This is a genomic window from Xanthomonas sp. 10-10 (assembly GCF_040182365.1).
In the GTDB taxonomy this organism is placed as follows: domain Bacteria; phylum Pseudomonadota; class Gammaproteobacteria; order Xanthomonadales; family Xanthomonadaceae; genus Xanthomonas; species Xanthomonas arboricola_F.
In genome coordinates this window covers 4,390,965-4,410,532 of record NZ_CP144460.1, presented here as the reverse complement: position 1 = coordinate 4,410,532, position 19,568 = coordinate 4,390,965, and the positions used below count along the sequence as shown (strand labels likewise).

Here is a 19,568-nt window from a genome sequence, read left to right as displayed (position 1 = left end):
GACCCGGCGCGCACGGGGCCCCCCGATGGCGCGATCACCGATCGGCGCCGGGCAGTTTGACCACCACCTTGATCTCGAAGCGGAAGCCGGCCAGCCAGGTCACGCCGACGGCGGTGACGGCGGGGTAGGGCGCCGGGCCCCAGTAGCCGGCCCACCGCTCCCACGCAGCGTCGAACACGACTTCGGGGTTGACCATGAACAAGGTGACATCGACCACGTCCTGCGAGGTGCAGCCAGCGGCGCTGAGGACGGCATCGAGGTTGGCGAAGGCTCGGGCGATCTCCGCGTCCAGTTCCGGCTCGGGCGAGCCGTCGTCGCGGCTGCCGACCTGGCCGGCGACAAACATCAAGCCATCGGCACGCACCGCCGGTGAATAACGATGACGTTCGTACAGCGCATGGCGGGCCGGCGGGAAAACGACATCACGTGTGGCCATGGGACTCTCCTTCGAAGTGCGACAGAACGGACGTCCACCCTAAGCGCCCGGCCGTGCGCGATAAATCCGCAGGCGCGACCAACACTATTTGTAGAATCCAAACAATCTTGGTGCAGGAGGGGCGATGGACCGGTTCGATGCGATGCAGGCATTTGCGCGTGTGGTTGAGACCGGCAGCTTCACCAGGGCGGCCGACACGCTGCAGATGAGCCGCGCCAGCGTGACGCAACTGGTGCAGCAACTCGAAGCGCGGCTGCGGGTGAGGCTGCTCAACCGCACCACCCGCCGGGTGCACGTGACCGCCGACGGCGCTGCCTATTACGAACGCGTGGTGCGCCTGCTGGCGGACATGGACGATGCCGAAACCAGCCTGTCGGCTGCGGCGTCGTTGCCGCGCGGACGCTTGCGTGTGGATGTGCCCAGCCCGTTTGCGCGCTTGATCCTGATGCCGGCGGTGCCGGCGTTTCATGCGCGGTATCCGGATATCCAGCTGGATATGGGCGTCAGCGACCGGCGCGTGGATCTGATCGGCGAAAACGTGGATTGCGTGGTGCGCGGCGGCACCATCGCCGACCAAGCGTTGATCGCGCGCCGGGTGGGCGACCTGAAGACCGGTGTGTATGCGGCGCCGAGCTACCTGCAACGGCTCGGCACGCCTTCGCACCCGTCGGAGCTGGAAAATACCCGGCACCGCTGCGTCGGTTTCATGCGTTGGGGCACCACCACCACGGTGCCCTACGCGATGCGGCGTGGCGCCGACGCGGTGACCGTGCACGGCCGACATGTGGTCGCCGCCGACGACGGCAATGCCTATCTTGCCGCGGGGCTGGCCGGCATGGGCGTGTTGTGGCTGCCGGTGTACATGGCCGCCGCGCACGTGGCCAGCGGCGAGCTGGTACCGGTGTTCGAAGACTGGCAGCTGGAGCCGATACCCTTGTCGATCGTGTTTGCGCCCAATCGCCATGTCAGCGCCAAACTGCGCGTCTTCATCGATTGGGTGATCGAGCTGATGGCCGCGCATGTGCATGTGGTGCGCCCGACGCCGCGTTGACCGGCGCGCGCTGGGTTCGGCGCGCGCGCTGCGACGCGTTCAGTGCACGGCCGATCCCATCGCCTCACTCTGCCGGTTCGCGCCGGACCGGATAGCGCCAGCCGCTGATCGCCGCGAACGGCGAGCGCGCGTAGATCCATTGCAGGCGGGCGTCGCCGTCGGCGCGGAAAGCGTCATCGCTGGCGAGCTTGCGTTCGAACTCGGCACGCAGTGCGGCATCGTGTTGCAGCAAGCCTTCGGTGAAGGTCACCAGCTCGGTGCCGTATAAGCCGCTGTCGGGACTGCCGGCAGTGCGGAAGCGTCCGCTGGCGAGCAGCGAGTCGCTGCTGCGCGGTTCGAGCAATGCGGCCGCCAGCATGCGCATCGGTTGATCTGCCGGCACGCGGATGCTCCCGGCCGGGAAGGTTTCTTCCACACGGTAGGCATGCGGCTGCTGCGTGCCGGCGTCGGTGACGATACGGATCTGCTGCACCAGACGCGTACGCGGCTGCGACAGACGTTCGTAAGCGATGCCATGCGCCTTGAGCAGGTCCACCACGTCGTCGTTGCCCGGTGGAATCCACCATGCCAGCGGATACTGCACTGCCTGCGTTTGCCGGTATCCGATCACCGGCATCGTCCAGGTTTCGTCGCGGCCTTCCCAGCGCAGCTCCTGGCGACCGGACACCGGCGACAGCGCACGGGTGTAGGTCACGCCCTTGAACGGCACCTGCGCGATCGGCTGCGGCAGGCGTTCCCACGCCACCATCAGCGAATGCGGCCGTGCCGCGCGATCTGCCCGCTTGGCTGCGTCGATGGTGTGCGCATCGCGGCCGACCAACTGCAGCGCTGCTTCCAGCAGCACGTAGTCGCCGAGCACACGTTGCCGGTACGACTTCAGATGGTGATTTTCCACCAGCACGGTGGGGATGCCGGCAAAGTCGCCGTAGCCGGTGGAGTAGCGCGGGCCTTCCGGCGCGTAGCGTAGCCCGGAGCGCGGGTCGTCCTTGTCGATCAGGCTGGGATAGATCGCAGGGGAGTGGCCCTGCTTGCGCAGTGCGTCGCTGACGACCGGCGTAAAACGCTGCTGCAACCAGTCGGCGGTGGCGCGCGAGCGCGCATAGGTGCCCCAACCGGCGTAGGTAAAGGTGATGTCGTATTGATGATCCAGCCCGTCGCTGACATGCAGATCCAGATACAGCGCCGGATCGAGCGCGTGCAGCAGCGCCACCATCGCGCGGGTTTCCGGCGCTTCCAGAGCGAGGTAATCGCGATTGAGGTTGATGCCGCGCGTCGTGCTGTTCCAGCCCATCTGCTGCGGGCCGCGCAATGCCGCGCCGATCAGTGGGCCGCGTTGTTCGTGCCCGTCGATGTTGAGGATCGGCACGAAGACAAAATCCACCTCGTCGAGCAGACGGTCCTTGCCATGCTGTGCGATATCCCGCAACAGCATCAGCCCGGCATCCTTGCCGTCGATCTCGCCGCCGTGGATGCCTGCCTGCGCCAACACCACCGGCTTGCCGGGCCTGCCCTTGTGCGCACGGACCAGCAGCAATTCGCGTCCTTCGCCGGTCGTGCCGAACACTTCCAGCGACAACACCGGCGAGGCGGCGACCAGGCGCTCCAGCCATGCGCGTGTCTGCGCATAGCTGGGCGTGCTGGCAAAATCGCTGCGTTCCACCGGCGTGCGCCACGGGTCGCCCGGCGCGGCGATCGCTGCCTCGCTCGCGCCGTGCCATGCGCGTACCGGCGGCAGCAGCGCGGCGGTGTCGATGGGCTGCGCGCCGAGCGGTGTGGCGCTCAACAGCATTGCGGCCAGCAAGGTGGTGGCAGCGCGTCGGGCGCTGCGCGATGTGCTGCAGGCGTTGGTGTTGGCATTGTCGGGAGCGTATCGGTGGAACGCGTGCAGCGTGTCGTGCGGGAGAACGTGGCGCGTAACGGAAGTCATGTGGGGCGTGAGGATCTCGAATGGGGGCAGTGGTCTGGGCCGATACCGGAGTACAGCGCCAGCGCACCGGGCGCGGATGGGGCACGGATGCGACGGAGGCGCTGAGCACCGGTGCGCAGGGGCGGCGTGAGCGGAACATCGGCCCGCAGGGTCGCCACAAATGCGGAAGTGGATACGTAATAGAATAACATTTGCACGAGGGTGCTTCGGTCGGCACGACGTAGCACCTTGCCGGGAGACAGTCGTTGGTGTCGTCCATACCTGGTGGTATGGTCATGCTTCCAGAACTCAGCGGACAACGGCGCATGGCCGGCAAGCGGCGGACGATCGACATCTGGAACCGTCTCCAGGACAAGCCCGGTGGCAAGTGGCTGTTTTCGCGGCTGCTGTGCCTGAAGGCACCGTACTTCGGAACGATCGCGCCGCAGTTCGTTGCCCTGCGGCCGGGATTTTGCGAAGTCGCATTGCGCAAGCGCAGGCGCGTTCTGAACCACATCGGCACCGTGCATGCGATCGCCATGTGCAACCTGGCCGAGCTGGCCGGCGGCACGATGACGGAAGTGACGGTTCCGGCCACCCATCGCTGGATTCCGCGCGGCATGCAGGTCGAGTATCTGAAAAAGGCCGAGCGCTCGGTGGTCGCGGTTGCGCAGCCAGTGGTGGCAAACCCCAGCTTCGACCAGGCCGGTGAGTACCAGGTGGACGTGCTGGTCAGCGACGTCGCGGGCACGCTGGTGCTACGCGCACGCATCTCAATGTGGGTGTCGCCGAAAAAGGCCTGACGCAAGCCAGTACGCGCATCGCCACTGCGCCTTGGGCACTGCTGTCTGGCTCACCGGATCCGGGCTGCTTGAGCAATGTGATAACGTATCAATTGGTCATCATCTGCGCCTTCATGTCCAGCAGCGTTCCCACGCCTTGCGCGATCGCAATTTCCGACCTGCATGTGGCCTACCACGGCCGCGCCGTGTTGAAGGGGCTGAGCCTGCACATCGCGCCCGGCAGCGTGTACGCGCTGCTCGGTGGCAACGGCGCGGGCAAATCCTCCACGCTGTCGGCGCTGCTGGGCTTCGTCAAACCTACTTCAGGCAGCGTGCGGGTCGACGCCATCGATCCGGTCGCCGCGCCCGGCAGGGCACGCGCACGATTGGCATATTTGCCGGAAAACGTCGCGCTCTACGAGCATCTGAGCGCGCTGGAAAATGCCGACTACCTGCTTGCGCTGGCCGGGCAGCGCTGCAGCCAGGCCGACATCGGCCACGCCTTCGCCGCTGCAGGGTTGCAGCGCGAGGCATGGAGCCAGCGCCTTGCCGGCTTTTCCAAGGGGATGCGCCAGAAGGTGGCCATTGCCGTGGCGACGCTGCGCCAGGTGCCGGTGCTGCTGCTGGATGAGCCCACCTCCGGACTCGACCCGCGCGCCATTGCCGACTTCAACCAGTTGGTCAACGGCGTGCGCGAGCGCGGCGGCGCGGTGCTGATGGTCACCCACGATCTGCTGGGCGCCGTGGACGTGGCCGACCGGATCGGGTTTCTCGAAGACGGGCGCATCGTCGAAGACATCGGCGCTGGCGACGGCGGCTTCGATGTGCGCAGCCTGCACGCGCGCTTTGCCCGACCGCCCGAGCGCGCCGCATGAGCGTGCATGCATGAGTGCTGTGTGGCTGGTCGCGCGCGAGGAACTGCGCTTCATGGCACGCAGTCGCTCCGCCGCCATCGGCGTGGTGTTGCTGATGCTGCTGACCCTGGCGGCTGCGTTGACCGCCGCGCATCACCAGCGTGAGGTCACCGCGTTCCGTGCGCGCCAGCAACAGGCTGCCCAGCAGGCGTTCGATGCGCAGCCGGACCGTCATCCGCATCGGGTGGTGCATTACGGGCATTTCATCTATCGCCCGTTGCCGGCCCTGGCTGCATTCGATTCGGGCGTGGATGCCTTCACCGGCAACAGCATGTTTCTGGAAGGCCATCGTCAGAACACCGCCAATTTTGGCGATGTCCGTCAGAGCTCGCTGCTGGTGCGTTTCGGTCAACTGACACCGGCCTTCGTGCTGCAGGTGCTGGCACCGCTGATGCTGGTGTTTCTGGGCTATGGCGCCGTGGCCCGCGAACAGGAGACCGGCACGCTGCGCGTGTTGCTGCTGCAGGGCGCCACGCGCCGGCAACTGCTCGGCGGCAAATATCTCGCGCTGGCCGCCGTGGCCGGCGCGTGTCTGTTACCGGCCTTGGTCGGCCTGATACCGATCGCGCTGTCGCCGGGCCAGGCAGTGCTGGTGGCGTTGCTGGTGCTGGCGTATGGCATCTATCTGCTGGTGTGGTGTGGCCTGGTGCTGGTGGTGTCGATGCTGTGCCGGCGCGGCCGCGATGCGTTGCTGGTGTCGCTGGCGTTATGGGTGTGGCTGGCCCTGCTGGTGCCGCGCGTGGCGCCGGATGTGGCCAGTGCGGCGTACCGGCTGCCCACGCGGCTGGAGACCGACGTGGCCATCCAGCGCGATCTGCGCACGCTAGGCGACAGCCACAATCCGGACGACCCGCACTTTGCGCAGTTCAAGCAACAGGTGCTGGCGCGTTACCGCGTGCAACGCGTGGAAGACCTGCCGGTCAATTACAAGGGGCTGCTGGCGCTGGAAGGCGAGCGACTCACTGCCAGCCTGTTCGAGCGCTATGCGGGGCGCGATGCACGCATCCAGCAGCGCCAGAATCTGCTGGTGCGCATGTTTGCCGTGCTGAGCCCGACCGTGGCATTGCGCGAGGTGTCGATGAGCTTGGCAGAAACCGACCTGCGCGCGCACGAACGCTTCCTGGCGCAGGCAGAGCGATACCGGTACATGCTGGTGCAACGGCTCAACCAGTTGCAGGCCGATGCGGTAAGCATGGCCGACGACACCGCGCAGGATGCCGGTGCCGACCAGCGCAAGCGCATCTCTGCGGCGCATTGGCAGCGCATCCCGGTGTTTACCTTTACTCCGGCGTCCAATGCCGAGGTCGTACGCGCGGCAGCTGTGCCGCTGGGTCTGATTGCGGCGTGGATGTTGGCCGCCTGGTGCATGTTGCTGGCCGCCGGGCGGCGCGTGGGAGTGGCACGCTGATGGTGCTGTGGAAATACGAACTGCTGTTGTTGCTACGCGCACGCGCGGCCGTGGCGGGGTTGCTGCTGCTCACCCTGTTGACGGTGTGCAGCCTGGTCTCGGGGCAGCACGTCATCGACGCGCAACGCGCCAACATCGCGCGCATCGCCCCGCTGCAGCAGGAAGACAATGCGGCCGTGCAAGCCTATGTCGCGCGCTCCAACGATGCCGGCAGCGCGGCGTACTACAGTTTCCACCCGACCTGGGATGCGCCGTCGTCACTGGCTTTTGCCGCAGTGGGGATGCGCGATGTGGCGCCCTACATCCTGCGGATACGCGCGCTGGGCCTGGAGGCGCAAATCTACGATGGCGACAGCTATAACCCCGAGCTGGCGCTGGCCGGACGCTTCGACTACGCCTTCGTGCTGGTGTTCCTGCTGCCGCTGTTCGTGATCGCGTTGCTGTTCGACCTGCGCTCCGGCGAGCGCGAGGCCGGGCGTGCGCGCATGCTGGCCTCGCTACCAGGTGCCGGCACCGCATTGCTGGTGCGGCGCGTGGTGGTGCGCGCGGTTGCGGTGCTGGTCTGTCTGAGCGTGCCGTTCGCGCTGGCCGCAACATTCAACGCGGTACCGTTGCTGCAGCAACTGGCGGTGCTGGCGCTGACGGGCCTGTATCTGCTGTTCTGGGTGCTGCTGGCAGTGGCGGTGGGCCGCCTCCATTGGCGACCTGCCGCGCATGCCACCGCGTTGGCCACCTGTTGGGTGGTGCTGGCACTGGTGGCGCCGGCCCTGGCACATGTGGCGATCAATCAGGCCGTGCCGGTCAATCAGGGCGCCGAGATCGCCCGGCTGCAACGTGAGGCGGTGAACCACGCCTGGGATATTCCGCGCCAGGCCACCATGCAGCGGTTCTACGCGAGCAATCCGCAGTGGGCAGATTCGCCTGCGCTGACCGATGCGTTTCACTACAAGTGGTATTTCGCCTTCCATGAAAACGGCGATCAGCAGGTCGCCCCGCAGGTGGCGGCCTATCGCCAGGGTTTGCTGCGCCGGGAAAGGTTCGCCTGGCGCGTGGCCAGTGTGTTGCCGCCGGTGGCAGTGCAGGCCGCGCTCACGCGCCTGGCACGCACCGACCTGCAGGCGCAGCTGGCCTATCAGGATCGCATTCGCGCCTATCACCAGGCATTGCGTGCGTTCTACTACGGGTACCTGTTCCGCGACCGGCCGTTTACAGGCGACGACTTCCAGCGTGCGCCACGTTTCGATGCTGCCGCAACGCCGGTGCCGCAGCGCAGCTAAGCGCGGCTGACGAAACGACTGCACCCACCATCGGGCGGGTGCAGCCGCTGCTCGGCGCGGCGTGCCTCACTGGTACGCTCTGGTTCCGAACGCACCGCCCACACCGAGCCGAGGACGGCGCACCATGTTCAGCCGCTCTGTGAGGTCGCTGCGATGTGTGCGTGCGTTGTGCGTTGCGCAACGATGCGGTTGGTTCCGGTCTTTCGATCGGCCGGCGTCTCTATCAGCCATACACGTCGAAGGGTCAGCGCATCGAGCAACAGCTTCTGGCGCTGAGTCATATGCATCGCATGACGCGCTGCGGTCGCAAGTATCGCCTGCAACGACTGCTACGCGCGCCCGCAATCACCCAGTGCCACGCCGCTTCGATGTGCCGCTACGGCTGCGCTTCTTGCCGGCGGCCAGCGGTGCGGCCGTTTCGTCGGCCAGTACGCCGCCGTGCTGCATCTGCTCCAGCCACGACAACGCATCGACATAGCCGAGGAAGTGCTGCAGATAGCCGGGCGAGCGCTCGCGCATCAAGGAGATGCAGCGATGCACCAGCACGCTGGAATTGAGTGGCCCGGCATCCTTGGGCGCGTCCTGCAGCGACTGACGCACCTGGCTGGCGGTGCGTACGGTGGTCCAGGTACGACGAAAATCGTCAAGCGCCGGCAGCTCCGGAAACAGCTGCGTATCGGCGGCCGCGGTCTTTCTGCTGTCCACTTCCATCAGCGCGGCGTGGCCTGCCAGCTGATCGGTCAGGGCGCCGAGCGGGCTGCGCTGCACTGCGGGCGATGCGACGCCGGCACGCGTACCACGCGCAGTTTTCTTGATGGTGGCCGCATACGCATCGACCAGGCCGGCAAGCTTTTCTTCCAGCACCGCACGTACCGCGTCGGCCTGCGTTTCGGCACGCGTCGCCAGCGTCTGCATCAGATGGAAGCGCACCGGGTCCAGCCGGTCGGCGCCCTGGCTGCGCCAACGTTCCAGGCGCGCGCGTGCGGAAGCCGGGGTGCTCATCGTGTGGCGGCGGCCTGCGCGGGGGCCGTGCGCTGCGCGCCGGACGGGCGTGCGATCGGTGCGATTTCCACCCGGCGATTCTTGGCGCGGCGCGCCTCGTCAGCGTTGGAATCCACCGGTTGCTGCGAGCCGAACGCCGCAGCGAACACCGATGCGGCCGGCACGCCCTCGGCGATCAGCGCGCGGGTCACGGTGAGCGCGCGCTGCGCGGACAGCTCCCAGTTGTCGGCATAACGACGGTTGCCGCCCAGCACCGGGCGGTCGTCGGTAAACCCGCTGACCATCAGCAGTTCCTCGCGTGCGCTCAGGTACTGCGCCAAAGGCGCAGCGAGCGACTTCAACACCTCGCGTCCTTCCGGCTGCAGCTCATCTGAATTGAATGCAAACAGCACGTTGCCGCGAATGCCGATGCGGCCATCGACCAACGTCACGCGGCCGGCGGCCAGCGGTGCGGCCAGCGCCTGTTCCAGCGTCTTGCGGCGCTGCGCCTCTGCCTGGCGTTGTTTGACCTCATGGTCCAGACGGCTGGACAGCTGCAGCTGCACGCCGATCACCCCGACCAGGATCAGCACGAATGCGCCCAGCAGCACCGACATCAGGTCGCCGAATGCGGCCCAGATCGGCGTGCCCGATTCGCCGTCGCTTTCGATCTCGTCGCTCATGCCGGCTCCGCTGCGCCAGCATCGCGACGCTGGCCATCGAGCTGACGCAGTTCTTCGATGATCTGCTTCTGCGACAGCATGCTGAGGTCGACCACTTCACGCGCCTGCGCCACGTAATACGCCAGCTGGTCGTCGCTGCGTGCCAGCGACGCATCCAGCGCGGTGGCCACGTGTTGCAGGCGTTCGTTGAGCTCGCCGGTGGAGCTGCTGAACATCTGCACCGCCATGCCGAAGGCTTCGCCCAGGCTGGCCACTTCCACCGCGCTGCCGCTGACGTGCGCGGCCACCGCGCCGAGCTTGCCGGTTTCGCTGCCGATCTGTTCGGTGAGCTGGCTGCCCACACGTTGCAGCAGGTCCGCCGAGGTGGTGACCAGTGCGTCGACGGCTTGGCGTTGTTCGGTGGAGGCGTGATTGACCGCGTTGAGCAAGGTATCCAGCGTGGCCAGCAGGCGGCTGCGTTCTTCCAGCATGGCGGTGTCGCGCACCATGCTTTCGGACAGGTTCTGGCGCAGCTCGGCCACCACATCGGCCGCGGCCTTGGGAGCTTCGGAGGCGATCTGCATCAGGCGCGAGATCTCGGCAATCGTGGCGCTGGTCTGCGCCTGCGCCTGGGTGGACAGTTCGCCGGCCGTCGTGGCCAGGGTGTCGCAGATGGCCTGTTGTTGCCGGGTGACGCGTTCGCCGGTCTGTTCCCATTGCGCGGCCAAGGTGGCGCTCATCGCGGCAAAGCGCTCGCTCCACAGGGCAAGACGCTGTGCATCGCGCGCTTCCAGTGCGGCCTGCAGCTCGGCATGCGATTGCTGTAGGGTGTCGACCAGGCCTGCGGCATGCGTGTCGAAGCTGGCGGTTGCCGCGGCCAGCGCATCCTGGTGCTGGGTGGCCAACGCGGCGCTGGCGTGTTGCTGCTGTGCGAGCGCGTCGCTCCAGGCAGTGGCGGTTTCGCTGCTGGATTGCTCCATGCGCCTGGACACCGCATCCACCAGCGCGTTGGAGCGCGCATCGAAGGTGCTGGCGAACTGTGTCAGTGCGTTCTGCAGGTCGTGGGTGAGGGTGTGGTTGGCGCGTTGCTGTTCGGCCACCGCAGCGGTCCAGCTGGCGGCGGTGGCGGCGGTGCTGGCCTCCAATCCGCTGGTCACCCCGTCCAGCTGCTGTTGCACGGCCTCTTGCACGCCGTGCTGCAAGGCGGTGGTCTGCTGGGCCAGCTGTTCCAGCGTGGCCTGCAACTGCGTGCCGAGCGAGTGGGTGGCGCGTTGTTGTTCGGCAAGCACCGATGCCCAGGTCTCGGCGTTGGCGGCGGTGCTGCGCGCAAAGCCGTCATCCAGTGCATGCAATTGCTGCTGCACGGCGGTGCCGACGCTGTCCTGCAGGGCGCTGCTGCGTTGCTCGACCTGCGCCAGCATGGCCTGTATCTGCTCGCTGAGCGCCTGCTGCGCGCGCTCCTGTGCGGCCAGCGCCGCCTGCCAGTGCTCGGCCGCAAGGCGTGCGCTGTCCTTGAAGCCGGCGTCGAGCCCATGCAGTTGCTGCTGCACCGCGGTGCTCACGCGCTCCTGCAATCCAGCGGTGTGCTGGGCGATCTGCTCCAGCGTGGTTTGCAGCTGCGTGCTGAGCGCCTGCTGTGCGTGTTCCTGCGCGGTGAGTGCGGTGGTCCATTGTTGCGCGGCGCTGCTGGCACTGCGATCGAACCCGCTGCTGATGCCGTCCAGCTGCTGCTGCAGGGCCTGGGTGAGCTGTGCGTGCAGCGCGGCGGTGTCGCGCGCGATGCTGGCCATGGTGGCCTCCATCGCCGGCTGCAACGCCGCGCCAACCGCGCGCGCGCTCTCTGCGACGCCGGCCTGCAGCGATTGCTCCATCGAGGTGGCCAGCCGCGCATACGCCGCTTCGGTCCTGGCGTGGAACTCGGCCTGCTGCGTGGCCAGACGTGCGTCGGCGGCGATGCTCTGCTGCTCGATGCTGCCCATCAAGGCCTGCAGGCGATCGATCAGCGCCGGCATCAATGTGCTTTGTTGCTGCTGCAGCTTGAACGCCTCGCTGCGTTGGTGCGCATCCGAGTGCGTGTGCAACTCGGATGCGATCTTCAGATCCAGCCGCTGCACGGCTTGCAGCCGTTCGCGGCGGCACAGCGCCGACAACAGGCCCAGCATGGCCGAGGTGGCGACGCCGGCGATGGAGGTGCCGAAGGCGAATGCCAGCCCTTCCACCGGTGCGGCCAGCGAACCGCGAATGGCCTGCAGGTCGGTGGCGCTCTGCAGCGCAAACCCGGTGCCCTTGAGCGTGGCCATCATGCCGAGCAGGGTGCCGAGCATGCCCAGCAGCACCAGCAGACCGACCAGATACGGCGTCAGCACAGGGGCCGGCAGCGCCACACGCGCACCCTGGATGCGCAGACGCACCGCATTGCGCAGGCTCGGGTGCAACTGCTCCAGCCACGCGTCCAGTGCCGATGGCGCAGCGGTGAGCCCGGTCACTGCGCTGTCCAGGGTGGCGCTGGCCTGGCGGTAGCGATACAGCTCCAGCGCACCGGCGAGGTAACACGCGCCGATCACCGCTGAGACGCACGCGCCCAGCGGGTTGTTGCCCAGATAGCCGAACCCGACCCAGCAAACCGCCAACAGGCCGACGAGAAACACACACACGTGTACAAGAGTTTTGAACATGACGTCCCAGTTAGCGGGTACGAAGCGCTGCAAGCAGGCCTTCGATCGGGTGAAAACGAACATCCAGTTCGGCGAGCAACACGCTCTGCATGTCTTTGCGAAATACATCCAGCCAACCATCGGACACCGCGCGCGGCGCGATCTCCTGCTCGGTTGGCGCGCCGTGCGCGTACGCGGCCTCGCGCAGGCGTTCGAAATGCGTGCCCAGCAGGCCTGGCACGGTGTTCAACAAGCTTTGCTCGCGTGGGCTCAGGGTCAGCTCCATCACTGCATCCACTTCGGCCAGCCGTGCCATGTCGCCGGACGCCAGCGTCAGCAGGTCGCGCAGCCGCCCGCGCAGATCGCCGGTGGCAGTGCGCATGGCACGCTGCATCGCCAGGTAATGCTGCCGAAACGGTGCGTAGTCGGGCACCGGCGGCGCTGCATCCGTGTCGGTGGCGTCACCTGCCTGACTGCGCAGCCGCGCGACCAGCGCATCCAGATCGGCCACGCTGCTGGTCGCCAGGCCGGCGCGCACGCGGGCGCAGGCTTCGGCATCGAGCGGACGCGGTTCTGGAAGGTCGTCGATGTCGGGCAACTTGCCATCCAGCGCCTTGGACACGGCCACCGCGCGTGTCCAGTCGATCCACTGGCTCAGCCGGTCGGCCAGCGCATGGTTGGACTGGGCGACGCGGACATCGCTGAGGCGTGCGAGCAGGCGAATGAACGCCGGGCCCGAGAGGGGCGCCCGTGGAGCAGACTTCGCCATTGTTCCGGTCAAAGACCGCGCATTTTACACGGGAATGACAGCGGGTCTGCCGGTGCGGCGGGGCGGGCGCTGCGGTGGCTGGTGACGTTCATGGTGGGGCGGGACTGGTGGAGCCTGGGGCAGTCGGGGGCGGGACGGTTGGCGAGCCGGAGCGTTGGCAGCGAGGCGGCCCGCGGCAAGGTCGCGCAGGTGCGGCAAGCAGGTGCGGCAAGGTGAATCGCCCGCGGTGCCTGCGCTTGCGCCGATTCGTGAGCAGGTTTCATGAGCGCATGCCGCCTGCGTGGCATCGCACGGCACCGGGGTTTGCTACAACCGATACGCACCGCCGGCATGGGCGATCGCCGGGGCCGGGTGTGGCGTCACGGCCGAGATGCCCCACACGCGTCGTCCGCCCGCATTCTTCGAGGAGGCATCCGCATGAAGTTCGACACCCCCGCAGGCAGCAACCCCAGCGACCGACTCAAGGTGCTTGGCCAGCCGGTCGACCGCGTGGACGGGCCGCTCAAGGTGACCGGGCAGGCGCGCTACGCATACGAATGGCACGACCAGCCCGGGCGGATGGCGTATGGCTATCTGGTCGGCGCGGCGATCGGCAAGGGCCGCATCACCGCGCTGGATACCGCCGCCGCCCTGGCGGCAGCCGGGGTGATCGCCGTGCTCACCTACCAGAACGTGCCCACGCTGGGCACCGGCGAGTTCTATGTGCAGCGGTTTCTGGCCGCGCCGCAGGTGGACCACTACCACCAGGCGGTGGCAGTGGTGGTGGCGGAGACCTTCGAGCAGGCCCGTGCCGGCGCGGCGCTGGTGCGGGTGCGCTATGCGCGCGAGCGTGGGCAGTACGACCTGGCCGCCCAGCAGGCCAGCGCTCCGGTGGCGCCGCAGGCCCCGTTCGGTGGACCGCCACAGACTGCGCAAGGCGATTTCGCCGCCGCCTATGCCGCCGCACCGTTCACCGTGGATGCCACTTACCGCACCCCCGACCAGGCGCACGCGATGCTGGAGCCGCACGCCACCATCGCGCGCTGGGAAGGCGATCAGCTGATCTGCCACACCGCCATCCAGCAGATGAACTGGGGCACACGCGACCTGGGCAAGGCGCTCGGCGTGCCGAAGGAGCGTATCCGGCTGCTATCGCCGTTCATTGGCGGCGGCTTCGGCGGCAAGGGCACCGCGCAGGCGGACCTGGTACTGGCTGCGCTGGCCGCACGCATCACCGCGCGACCGGTCAAGCTGGCCCTGCAGCGCCCGTTGATGTTCAACAGCACCATCCACCGGCCCGCCACCATCCAGCGCCTGCGCCTGGGGGCCACGGCCGACGGGCGGCTGACCGCGATCGGCCATGAGAGCTGGTCGGGCAATCTGCGTGGCGGTCGCAGCGAGCCGACCACCTTGTCCACCCGCGCGCTGTATGCCGGTGCCAACCGGATGACCTGCGTGCGGTTGGCAGTGCTGGATCTGGCCGAAGGCAACGCCATGCGCGCGCCCGGCGAAGCGCCGGGGATGATGGCGCTGGAAGTGGCCATGGACGAACTGGCCGAACGCCTGGGCATGGACCCGGTGCAGCTGCGCATCGTCAACGACACCCAGGTGGACCCGGAGCAACCGCAGCGCCGGTTCTCCACGCGGCCGTTCGTGGCCTGCCTGCGCAGCGGCGCGCAACGCTTCGGTTGGTCGCAACGCAATCCCGCCCCGGCCAGCGTGCGCGACGGGCGTTGGCTGATCGGCATGGGCATGGCCGGCGCCATTCGCGGCGCGCCGATTGCCAAGGCCGGTGCGCGTGCGCGGCTGGACCGCAGCGGCACGCTGACGATCGAAACCGACATGACCGATATCGGTACCGGCAGCTACACCATCGTGGCGCAGACCGCGGCCGAACTGCTCGGTGTGCCGCTGCAGCAGGTGGTGGTGCGGCTGGGCGATTCCAGCTTTCCGCAGACGCCCGGCTCGGGCGGGCAGCAGGGCGCCGCCTCGGTGACCGCCGGCGTGTATGCCGCCTGCATGCAGCTGCGCGAGACGGTGGCGCAGCGCCTGGGCATTGCCGCCGACCAGGCCCGCTTTGCCGATGGGATGGTGCAGGTGGGCGCGCGCGCCATCCCGCTGGCGCAGGCGGCCGAGCACGGCGAGCTGGTGGCCGAGGACGCCATGGAGTACGGCACGCTCAAGCAGCGCTACGCGCAGCAGACCTTCGGCGCGCACTTTGCGCAGGTGGCGGTAGACGCCGATACCGGAGAAATTCGCGTGCGCCGGTTGCTGGCGGTCTGCGCGGCCGGGCGCATCCTCAACCCCAAGACCGCGCGCAGTCAGGTGATCGGCGGCATGGTGATGGGCGTGGGTGCGGCGTTGATGGAAGAGATGGCGGTGGACACGCGGCTGGGCCTGTTCGTCAATCACGATCTGGCCGGGTACGAGGTGCCGGTGCATGCGGATATCCCGCACCTGGAAGCGCATTTCATCGACGAGGTGGACCCCACCATGTCGCCGCTGAAGGCCAAGGGCGTGGGCGAGCTGGGGTTGACCGGCGTGGCGCCGGCGCTGGCCAATGCGGTCTACAACGCCACCGGCATCCGCGTGCGCGACTATCCGATCACCCTGGACAAGCTGCTGGCGCGGCTGCCACGCAGGGCGGTGTAGGCGCCGGAAACGCCGGCGGTACGGCCCGGGCCATTGCGTCCAGCGGGGCCAGCGACGTCGGCAAGCGGGTCGCATGCCGGGCTGACGATGCTGGCGATGGATCAGGCTGCGGCCAATGCGTCCATGCGGCAGAGGGTGTGCGTGCGCCGTGGGCGCAGCTGACATTGATCGGCAGTTTCCGTATCGACACCCATGCAGTCCGGCCAACGCCAGATCGGACGGCATACGCGCCTCTGACAGCACGCCGATGGTCGCGCGCTGCCGAGCGCGACCAGAAGAGGGCGCGGTGCAGCGATATCTGCAGTACAAGACAGCGGTAGTCGAATGGCCCGGATGCGTTGGGCGCACCGATCCAACTGCTTGTGCGGGCGGCTCTCTAACCAGTTCAGGTGACCGGCCGCTGTCGCCGAATCGCCGCTGTTCTGTAAGGTGAACGGGTATAAGCTGCCCGCCGGGAAAATCCCCAACGAGGAACCCGATGGACCACTCCGACATGCAAGTGTCCGATCTGCTGGTCTTGGAGCTGCAAGGGTTCCACGATGCCTACGGCAGTGGACCGGACTTCTGGGACGCCTACCAGCGCATCATGGGCGTGGCGGCTCAGGCCGGCGGCAACCTGATCAATCTGGCCAACGAAATGGCCTCGCTGGCACAGGGATTGGGCGCAATCGATCGCGCGCAGCTGCTGTAACCGCCTTGCGCAGTCTGTGCTGGCATGCGGCTGCCGCGCGCTGCGTTCCACGTCGCCGTCGCATGCGCGAGGACTGCGCGCTCACCCAATCTTTCTGGTGTTTTCACGCACATCTGCTGCGCGTACTTTACGGTTGGCGCATCGATGGCACGGCGTGATCTTCGCCGATCAGGCAGTGTCGGTCGGGGCGCTATCGCAATGCGCTGGGCAGTGGAGATGCGAGGCACCTGCGTTGCCCGCCATTGCAGCGGCGCCCCCAACCCCGTGCCGGATGCGTTGATCCGGCACCTCGTTGAGGAGCTAGGTGTGAGCGAAACAGTCGAAGGCGTGCGTGTGCATCTGATCGGTGGCCCGCACGATGGGCAGATGCTGTGTGGCACGTCATTGCCTGGCGTGATGCTGCCGGCGGGGTATCGCATGACGCCCTGGCCGGGCGGCCAATCCGGCATTCACTGGCACCGTGAGCTCAACCTGGCGTGCGTGTATGGGTCGCTGGCGGCCGATGCGCTGTGTGCCGCGCTGGGTGCGCAATGGCGTGCCTATCTGGCGACACGTCGGCAGCAAGCGGCAACCGGCGAGGGCGGTGATGTGCACGACGGCTGCGCCCAAGCGGCGCTTGCCTGACGCGGTACATGCGGTCGAATCGCGATGTCCTGCGTCAGTGGACCCATGCGATCAACTTCTGGCGCGTGGCACGGCACAGCGGATGGCCATCGATCGATTGCGCGCAGCGGGCAACGCGAACTACGCAGGAGGCGGGCGATGCATGAGGTCAGAAGTGGCCTGATGCCGCTCGCAACGCGGCTGCCGCATTCAGGGCAAACGCAAGCGCAGGCTGAGAGCCCGGCGCGCGTGCCAGCAGCGGTTTACTCCGCGACGTCGGGCGCCTTGGCGGGCGTCACCACGGCAGTGTCGGGCGCACCGCGTTTCTTGTCGCGACGCAGCGGTGTATCGCCCAGGCGTTCGATCGCGCCACCGGATTGCTGAAACGCTTCCAGGTCGGCGGCCAGGCGCTGTTCGGACAAACGCGGCTTGCCTGGTTGATTGCTGACGGTCATCGACTGGCGGCGGGAGTTATTCATCGCGAATCCTCATGCGTTGTAGAGCGTCAAGGGGATGCCCCGCCGGCGTTGATCGTCGTAGGTGGCACGCACGTCGCGGCAATACGGCCCGGACATGACGAAACGCCGACAAATCGCCGGACGCGTTTCATAGATCGAGCAGCACATGCGTGCCGAATCGAGGGCCACGCACCAGCCTTCCTCGTCGCGCGCCATCACGTGCCAGCCTTGCGGCGTCACGCTGGTGAGGTGCTGGGGGATGCGGTCGGATGGATCGACCATGACGGTGAGCCGGCAACAGACGGCGTCGCAGCGTTCGCAGAGAGTCTTGATGGAAAAGGCCAGATGGGAGTGAAGGCGACACCGGTCTCCGGCCGCGACTCCACCATACACCCTGCGCGCGCGCGGATGTGAACCGGCGGCCGCAGCCCTGTCCCGATCACGTGCGGTGGCAATTGCAGGCGGCGTCATGGCATGGCCGGCCTGTCTGCCGACAGCAATGCCCCTGCCCAGCTCGCAGCAACGCGCGGATGCGCCGGGAGCGCGGGAGGCCTGCGTCCCGGGCGAGGCAGCTTGATCGATACAGGAGCCTCACCGTGGCGGCCTGTGTCGCAAGGCTCGCTGAGCGCCTGCCTGCAGACACGGCCACGCTGCGTTGCCTTTGTCGCGCTGGCGCGAAGACGGGTTTCACCTCCGCCATCGATGGCGCGCCGTAGCGTGGCGATGTCCGTCGCACGCATCAGGAGCACCGCCATGAATACATCCAAGCCCATGCACGAGCAGGTTGCAGGTCACGACCAGGAGCACCGCGACAAGCAGAAGCAGGACGCGCTACAGGACGAGGCGGTGGAAGAAACCTTCCCCGCCAGCGACCCGGTGTCGCCATTCGTGCCGGCCAAACCGCTCGACTGAGTGTGGCGATGAACGCTTGGCCGCGATAAAGCAACAAGGCCCGGTTGACAGCCGGGCCTTGTCGATCACCCTCGTGGGATGCGACGGTTACGGCGTCAATACGACCTTGCGGCAGTCGTCCTGCTTCTTGTCGAACAATGCGTAGCCCTGGGCTGCATCGGCCAGCGGCATTCGGTGCGAAATGATGGCATTGGGCTTGAGTTCGCCGTTGCCGATGCGCTCCAGCAGATACGGCATGTGTTTCTGCACATGCGTCTGACCCATCTTGAAGCTCAGCCCCTTGTCGAAGGCATCGCCCAGCATAAACGCATGAATAAAGCCGGCATACACGCCCGGCACGCTGACCACACCGCAGCGCCGCGTGGCGGCGATGCACTGGCGAATGGCCACACCGCTGCTGCCTTCCAGCTTGAGGTTGGTGAGTGCGGTTTCAATCGCGCTGCCTTCGGCTTCGAAGCCCACCGCCTCGATGCTGGCATCCACGCCGCGGCCGTCGGTCTGCGAGACGATTACATCGGCCGGGTCGTCGATCTCATCGAAATTGATCGGAATCACGCCGTAGGTCCTGGATGCGAAGTCGAGACGGTACGCATGCCGATCGACCATGAAGATGCGTTCTGCGCCCAGCATGCGGCAGCATGCCGCGGCCATCAGGCCCACCGGGCCGGCGCCGAAGATCGCCACGGTGGAGCCCTGCTTGACGCCGGCATCGATCACCGCCTGGTACCCGGTAGGCAGGATGTCGGACAGGAACAGCACCTGTTCGTCATGCAGCGCGTCCGGCACCACCAGCGGCCCGACGTTGGCCTTGGGCACGCGAACAAATTCGGCCTGTCCGCCGGACAGGCCGCCATAGAGATGGCTGAAACCAAACAGGGCCGCCGGCGGACGCATGTCCTTGTGGTTCAGCGCAGCGCCCTTGCCGGTGTTGGTGGTCTCGCATGCAGAAAATTCCTGGAGCATGCAATGGAAGCAACGCCCGCATGCCACCACGAATGGAATCACCACGCGGTCGCCCGGCTTGACCGCCGTCACGTCCGGGCCAACCTCTTCGACGATGCCCATGAACTCATGGCCGAGAATATCGCCCTGACGCAGGTCCGGAATCTTGCCGCGATACAGATGTAGATCCGAACCACAGATGGCGGTGGCAGTAACGCGCAGGATCAGGTCGTCGCGTTCGACCAGGAGCGGGTCCGGCACAGTTTCGACCCGCACATCGCGTGAGCCGTGGTAATTGAGGGCAAGCATGTCGATCTCCTGAAGGCCGGCGGTCTGCGGCAACGCAGCGCAGTGTTTGCATCGGTGCGTTAAGCCAGTCAGCACGGTGCGTGCGTGCGGCGTGCACGCGCTCGGCCCACGACATCGCGTTGATGCGCATGTCACGTGTGGATAACCCCTGCGCTCGCAGGCTCACTCCACGCGCAGCACCT

General features: G+C 67.1%; 18 protein-coding genes. 9 read left to right on the top strand and 9 right to left on the bottom strand.

The window, feature by feature from the left end; translation table 11 throughout:
* Positions 1-34: 34 nt before the first annotated feature.
* Positions 35-436 (bottom strand): Rid family hydrolase, encoded by a 402-nt coding sequence (locus tag VZ068_RS18540; protein WP_349656112.1) that lies wholly within the window; start codon positions 434-436, stop codon positions 35-37.
* 124 nt (positions 437-560) lie between these two features.
* On the opposite strand from VZ068_RS18540, the gene VZ068_RS18535 reads away from it, so the two are divergent.
* Entirely contained in the window at positions 561-1,487 is a 927-nt protein-coding gene (locus tag VZ068_RS18535; protein ID WP_259156792.1) for a LysR family transcriptional regulator, read from the top strand.
* A gap of 64 nt (positions 1,488-1,551) precedes the next feature.
* Here the strand turns inward: VZ068_RS18535 and VZ068_RS18530 are convergent, their stop codons facing one another.
* Positions 1,552-3,414: a M14 family metallopeptidase gene (locus VZ068_RS18530; RefSeq protein ID WP_349656111.1), complete on the bottom strand. Its 1,863-nt coding sequence runs from the start codon at positions 3,412-3,414 to the stop codon at positions 1,552-1,554.
* A 305-nt stretch (positions 3,415-3,719) separates the two neighbouring features.
* Here VZ068_RS18530 and VZ068_RS18525 point away from each other — a divergent pair, with 305 nt between their 5' ends.
* The 4 genes from VZ068_RS18525 to VZ068_RS18510 all read left to right on the top strand — a co-directional run bounded on the left by VZ068_RS18525 (position 3,720) and on the right by VZ068_RS18510 (position 7,774).
* On the top strand, positions 3,720-4,196 hold the full coding sequence (locus VZ068_RS18525; protein ID WP_259164096.1) for a hotdog fold domain-containing protein: 477 nt from the start codon (positions 3,720-3,722) through the stop codon (positions 4,194-4,196).
* 113 nt (positions 4,197-4,309) lie between these two features.
* The gene (locus tag VZ068_RS18520; RefSeq protein WP_259164094.1) at positions 4,310-5,050 is read left to right on the top strand and encodes an ATP-binding cassette domain-containing protein; all 741 of its coding nucleotides are present in this window, start codon (positions 4,310-4,312) and stop codon (positions 5,048-5,050) included.
* Positions 5,051-5,060: 10 nt separating this feature from the next.
* Positions 5,061-6,497: a DUF3526 domain-containing protein gene (locus tag VZ068_RS18515; protein ID WP_349656110.1), complete on the top strand. Its 1,437-nt coding sequence runs from the start codon at positions 5,061-5,063 to the stop codon at positions 6,495-6,497.
* Positions 6,497-7,774: a DUF3526 domain-containing protein gene (locus VZ068_RS18510; RefSeq protein ID WP_349656109.1), complete on the top strand. Its 1,278-nt coding sequence runs from the start codon at positions 6,497-6,499 to the stop codon at positions 7,772-7,774. Before VZ068_RS18515 ends, VZ068_RS18510 begins: the two co-directional genes overlap by 1 nt.
* Before the next feature lie 345 nt (positions 7,775-8,119).
* Here the strand turns inward: VZ068_RS18510 and VZ068_RS18505 are convergent, their stop codons facing one another.
* Genes VZ068_RS18505 through VZ068_RS18490 form a run of 4 tightly spaced genes read right to left on the bottom strand, consistent with a single transcriptional unit; the run spans position 8,120 to position 12,840 of the window.
* Positions 8,120-8,776 (bottom strand): DUF2894 domain-containing protein, encoded by a 657-nt coding sequence (locus VZ068_RS18505; protein WP_349656108.1) that lies wholly within the window; start codon positions 8,774-8,776, stop codon positions 8,120-8,122.
* Complete coding sequence (locus VZ068_RS18500; protein WP_349656107.1) at positions 8,773-9,438, bottom strand: OmpA family protein; 666 nt, start codon at positions 9,436-9,438, stop codon at positions 8,773-8,775. The genes VZ068_RS18505 and VZ068_RS18500 overlap by 4 nt, the downstream gene beginning before the upstream one ends.
* A complete protein-coding gene (locus VZ068_RS18495; RefSeq protein ID WP_349656106.1) occupies positions 9,435-12,092 on the bottom strand; it encodes a DUF802 domain-containing protein in 2,658 nt (885 codons plus the stop codon). Before VZ068_RS18495 ends, VZ068_RS18500 begins: the two co-directional genes overlap by 4 nt.
* Positions 12,093-12,102: 10 nt before the next feature.
* Positions 12,103-12,840, bottom strand: coding sequence for a DUF3348 domain-containing protein (locus VZ068_RS18490; protein ID WP_259163238.1), 738 nt, complete (start codon positions 12,838-12,840; stop codon positions 12,103-12,105).
* Between the two features lie 417 nt (positions 12,841-13,257).
* On the opposite strand from VZ068_RS18490, the gene paoC reads away from it, so the two are divergent.
* The 3 genes from paoC (at position 13,258) to VZ068_RS18475 (ending at position 16,786) form a co-directional block, all read left to right on the top strand.
* Positions 13,258-15,471, top strand: coding sequence for an aldehyde oxidoreductase molybdenum-binding subunit PaoC (gene paoC / locus VZ068_RS18485; protein ID WP_349656105.1), 2,214 nt, complete (start codon positions 13,258-13,260; stop codon positions 15,469-15,471).
* 478 nt (positions 15,472-15,949) lie between these two features.
* A complete protein-coding gene (locus tag VZ068_RS18480) occupies positions 15,950-16,162 on the top strand; it encodes a hypothetical protein (RefSeq protein WP_259163236.1) in 213 nt (70 codons plus the stop codon).
* Positions 16,163-16,468: 306 nt separating this feature from the next.
* Positions 16,469-16,786 carry a hypothetical protein gene (locus VZ068_RS18475; protein WP_259156778.1) on the top strand — a complete coding sequence of 106 codons (318 nt, stop codon included), beginning with the start codon at positions 16,469-16,471 and terminating at the stop codon, positions 16,784-16,786.
* Positions 16,787-17,028: 242 nt separating this feature from the next.
* Here the strand turns inward: VZ068_RS18475 and VZ068_RS18470 are convergent, their stop codons facing one another.
* Positions 17,029-17,244, bottom strand: coding sequence for a hypothetical protein (locus VZ068_RS18470; protein WP_349656104.1), 216 nt, complete (start codon positions 17,242-17,244; stop codon positions 17,029-17,031).
* Between the two features lie 9 nt (positions 17,245-17,253).
* Entirely contained in the window at positions 17,254-17,505 is a 252-nt protein-coding gene (locus VZ068_RS18465) for a YkgJ family cysteine cluster protein (protein ID WP_046965021.1), read from the bottom strand.
* A 471-nt stretch (positions 17,506-17,976) separates the two neighbouring features.
* Here VZ068_RS18465 and VZ068_RS18460 point away from each other — a divergent pair, with 471 nt between their 5' ends.
* Positions 17,977-18,135, top strand: a complete 159-nt coding sequence (locus tag VZ068_RS18460; protein ID WP_259163231.1) for a hypothetical protein — start codon at positions 17,977-17,979, stop codon at positions 18,133-18,135.
* An 87-nt stretch (positions 18,136-18,222) separates the two neighbouring features.
* Here VZ068_RS18460 and VZ068_RS18455 read toward each other — a convergent pair whose 3' ends face one another.
* A complete protein-coding gene (locus VZ068_RS18455) occupies positions 18,223-19,386 on the bottom strand; it encodes a zinc-dependent alcohol dehydrogenase (RefSeq protein WP_259156775.1) in 1,164 nt (387 codons plus the stop codon).
* Between the last annotated feature and the right edge of the window lie 182 nt (positions 19,387-19,568).